Source organism: Streptomyces sp. NPDC097981 (genome assembly GCF_040302565.1).
Lineage (GTDB): Bacteria > Actinomycetota > Actinomycetes > Streptomycetales > Streptomycetaceae > Streptomyces.
The window spans coordinates 1-3,218 of the sequence record NZ_JBEORW010000151.1; the positions used below are offsets into that span (position 1 = coordinate 1).

Genomic DNA, 3,218 nt, shown 5'->3' on the forward strand with positions numbered 1-3,218 from the left:
GCACAACCTCACCCTCGCCGGATAAGCGAGCAGGCCGCACGGCAGCCCGCCATGCCCGAGGCCACTCGAAGATCATTTACGGGACAACCCTTAGGATGCGTGAAGACGGCAGTTCACAAGAGGGTGGGTCTGATGGATCTCGCAACGTCGGTGGCTCTTCTCCGGGGATGGCTCGAGACGAATGCCCCAGGCGATATCGGTCGCCTCAACCCTGCAGCAGACCCGAACGATATCCGGTTAATCTCGGCGAACCGATTCGCCCTCCATCCCGAACTGCGCGAATGGCTTGCCCTTCACGATGGGGTTCGTGCCGACCGGGGACTTACCGGACCAGGCGGGTTCATTCCGGGAGGATATTTTCTCCTAGGTTCGGAAAGTATGAGGCTGGGGCAGCGCGACATGGAGAAGGCTGTTGCGTGGAGCCTTGAGGAGGACCTCGTCGACTTCGTGGTAGGAAACGTGGCGCATGTGCGGTGGGTTCCGATCGCTGAAACTCACGTCGGGTCCCAATTGGTGGTCGATCACCGAGAAGGGCCGGACTTCGGATCCGTCCTGGAAATCGATTCTGATCTCGAGGTCTGGGGAGTGAAGCGCTGGGCCAGCCTGGCCGAGATGTTCGATTCCACCTATCGAGCGCTTTCCGATGGGACCCCGGTCAGTGATGTGGCGGGGGATGAAATTCACTCATCCCTGGTGCAATCGCCTGACGGGGCGGTATATGTCGACTGGCAGTAGCTTTCCCAGGCACGGTACTGGGGTCCGGCTCCGGCCGGACCCCAGTACCTGTTTCGGTGTTCCTTACGGGCGAGGCACGTAAACCTCAGTCAATGTGCATCCCTCATATCCGGGGAGCTCTATGTAGAAGGGTTTGCCGTTCAGTACGCGCGCCTTCGTGTAGAAGCCCTGGAGCCCCGGGCCACGGCCGGCGTCCATGTTGTCCTGACCGGGCATGCTGGCCCTGCCGCAGGGTTCCGTCCATGTCGGTGGATTGTAGTTTTCGTCCTCGTGGAGACGCCAGGTGTCGTCGGGTTCTTGCCTGGCGTAGAGCTGCACACAGCCGCCACCGTTGGTCAGGGTTTGTCCGCCGCTTTCCTCGCTCGCCGCGAACGGGAATTCGTCGCATTGGACTCTTCCCTTGTCGTCGGGCGTCGCCTCTGGGTGTGCAACCCAGGCATCGGTCCCTGTCTTGTTGCAGATGGTGTTGCAGTTTTTCCTCTGCTCCTTGATGTCCTTCAGGCGATGCATCGGGGTTCCGTGCTTCTTGCTTCCCGGGTGCGAGGCAAGCCCTTCTCGCATCACCCAGTAGTAGGCGGCCGCAGGAGGATACTTGTCGGTGCTGGCCGACCACGTCGGAATGTGCTTGGCGAACACACATCCGGTCGAGTTGGCGACCGCAAGGTTGTTGTCACACTGGATCTCATCAAAGAAGGACCAGCTGGGGGTCTTTGTCGCCACTGCCCCCGCCGCGGCTGGCGAGGCCGCGCTGAACTTCAGAATCGTTCCACGGTCGAATTCCTCGGATGTTCCGGAGGTCGGCTTGGTCCACGTGAAAGTGCGTGTCGCGGAAGCAGTGTGGCTGTCCACGGCCGGCGTCCAGGTCGTGAGACCGCTCCAGGATCCGCTGAGGGAACTGCTGCAGTTCGCCGTGCAGAGCGCGTCCCAGTAGTCCAGCGTCACATTACCCAGCTCAGGGCTGATGGACATCGGGCTGATGAACATGCGCTGCTCGAAGCTCGCCGAATTACTGAGAAGTGTTTCCTCACGAACCAGGAAGACGGCTGTGCCGATCGTCTTCCCGTCCTTCTCCCACCTGGTGAGGACTGCCAGCTTGTGGCAGCCTTCGCGGCGCTTGAGAGTATATCCGGTCACGCTCGGCTCATTGCACCAGGAGACCAGCGGAGCGTCATTCGCCGCCTGCCGCCAGCCTGAAGAGGCTTGAGCAGAACCTGCCTGGTATTTACCGATATTGTGATCGATGGCCGTGCACTGCCGAACCCCCTTCTGGCTGGTTTCGCCGCAGTTTTCAGGAGCATTCAGGAACAGCGAAGAAGGAGCTTGGGGTGCCTTGAGGACCAGCGGTGCCGGCCCCAGCGGGCTGGGCTGCTTCTGCATGTCGTTGTCGATGAACTCGGTTTCGGGGGCGTCGGGATTGCACTTCGGAATCACTATCTCCGGCAGCGTGTTCCACTTGCCGGGTTCGAACGCGACGGCGTCGTAGGCGATGTCCTGGTTCCCGGTGCCATCCGTGGTGATATTGGTGAGACGCACTTCGGGGACGTTGCCCTTGAACCGGAATGTGCCGATGTAGACCCAGCGGTTTCCGGTTCCTGGCTGTTTGACGGTCTTCTCCCGCCACCCGCTCACGGTCTTGACCTCGTAACGGGCCGTGTTGGTCTGCGCTCCGTGGTCGGGCAGGTGGACGTACACCTTGGCGTCGTTGGCGACGGCTTGGTCGAGCTTCCAGGTCCCGGTGACCGTCATGCGGTCGCCCTCCGCTCCGCTCTGGCGGGTGTGGGCGAACCAGAAGTTGCCGGCGTAGCCGGCGCCGAGCTGCTGAAAGTCGATCTTTGCGCTGGGTGTGGCGAAGTCGAGGCTGAAGGTACCGCTGTTCGCCTTTGGGAGGGCGCAGCCCGGCCGGTGGATGGGCGTGCCGTCGGGTACGTCGTCGACGATGAGTGCGTTGGCGGGCAGGCCCTGGGTTGTGCAGTTTGGTGGGTAGGGGGTGCCGTCTGCTTCTTCTTTGTATGTGTCGTTGAAGCGGATGACTTCGCTGCTGAAGTTCCCCCTTTGATCTGGACAGCGGGTGGTTACGCTGCGGGGGTGAGGTCGCGGGTCGTCAGGGCTCTGGTTTCGAGTGGGGTGACGTAGCCGTACGCGGGATGCTTGCGCAGGCGGGTGCGGTTGTATTCGACCTCGATGAAGCGGAAGACATCGGCGCGGGCGGCTTCGTGGGACTCCCAGATGGTGGTCCCGATCTCCGCTTTCAGCAATCCGGAAAAGCTCTCGGCTGCGGCATTATCGTAACATGAGCCCGTTCTGACCATACTCTGGCTCAGGTTCAACTCCCGTATCAGCGTGCGGTATTCGCCGGATGTGTATTCCGATCCGCGGTCCGAGTGGGCCATGCAGCCCGGCTTGAGGGTGCTGCGACCGACGGCCATTTTCAGGGCATCGGCGACGAGCTCGGCACGGTGGTGGTCGGCCATCGCGTACCCGAT

3 protein-coding genes are annotated in these 3,218 nt (G+C 61.8%); 1 reads left to right on the forward strand and 2 read right to left on the reverse strand.

The window, feature by feature from the left end; all coding sequences use genetic code 11:
* The first annotated feature begins 132 nt into the window (after nucleotides 1-132).
* Nucleotides 133-735, forward strand: coding sequence for an SMI1/KNR4 family protein (locus tag ABTY04_RS40630; protein ID WP_352218457.1), 603 nt, complete (start codon nucleotides 133-135; stop codon nucleotides 733-735).
* Between the two features lie 63 nt (nucleotides 736-798).
* Here ABTY04_RS40630 and ABTY04_RS40635 read toward each other — a convergent pair whose 3' ends face one another.
* Nucleotides 799-2,481, reverse strand: coding sequence for a golvesin C-terminal-like domain-containing protein (locus ABTY04_RS40635; protein WP_352218458.1), 1,683 nt, complete (start codon nucleotides 2,479-2,481; stop codon nucleotides 799-801).
* 326 nt (nucleotides 2,482-2,807) lie between these two features.
* On the reverse strand, nucleotides 2,808-3,218 hold a 411-nt coding region (locus ABTY04_RS40640), incomplete at its 5' end, for a DDE-type integrase/transposase/recombinase (protein WP_352218459.1).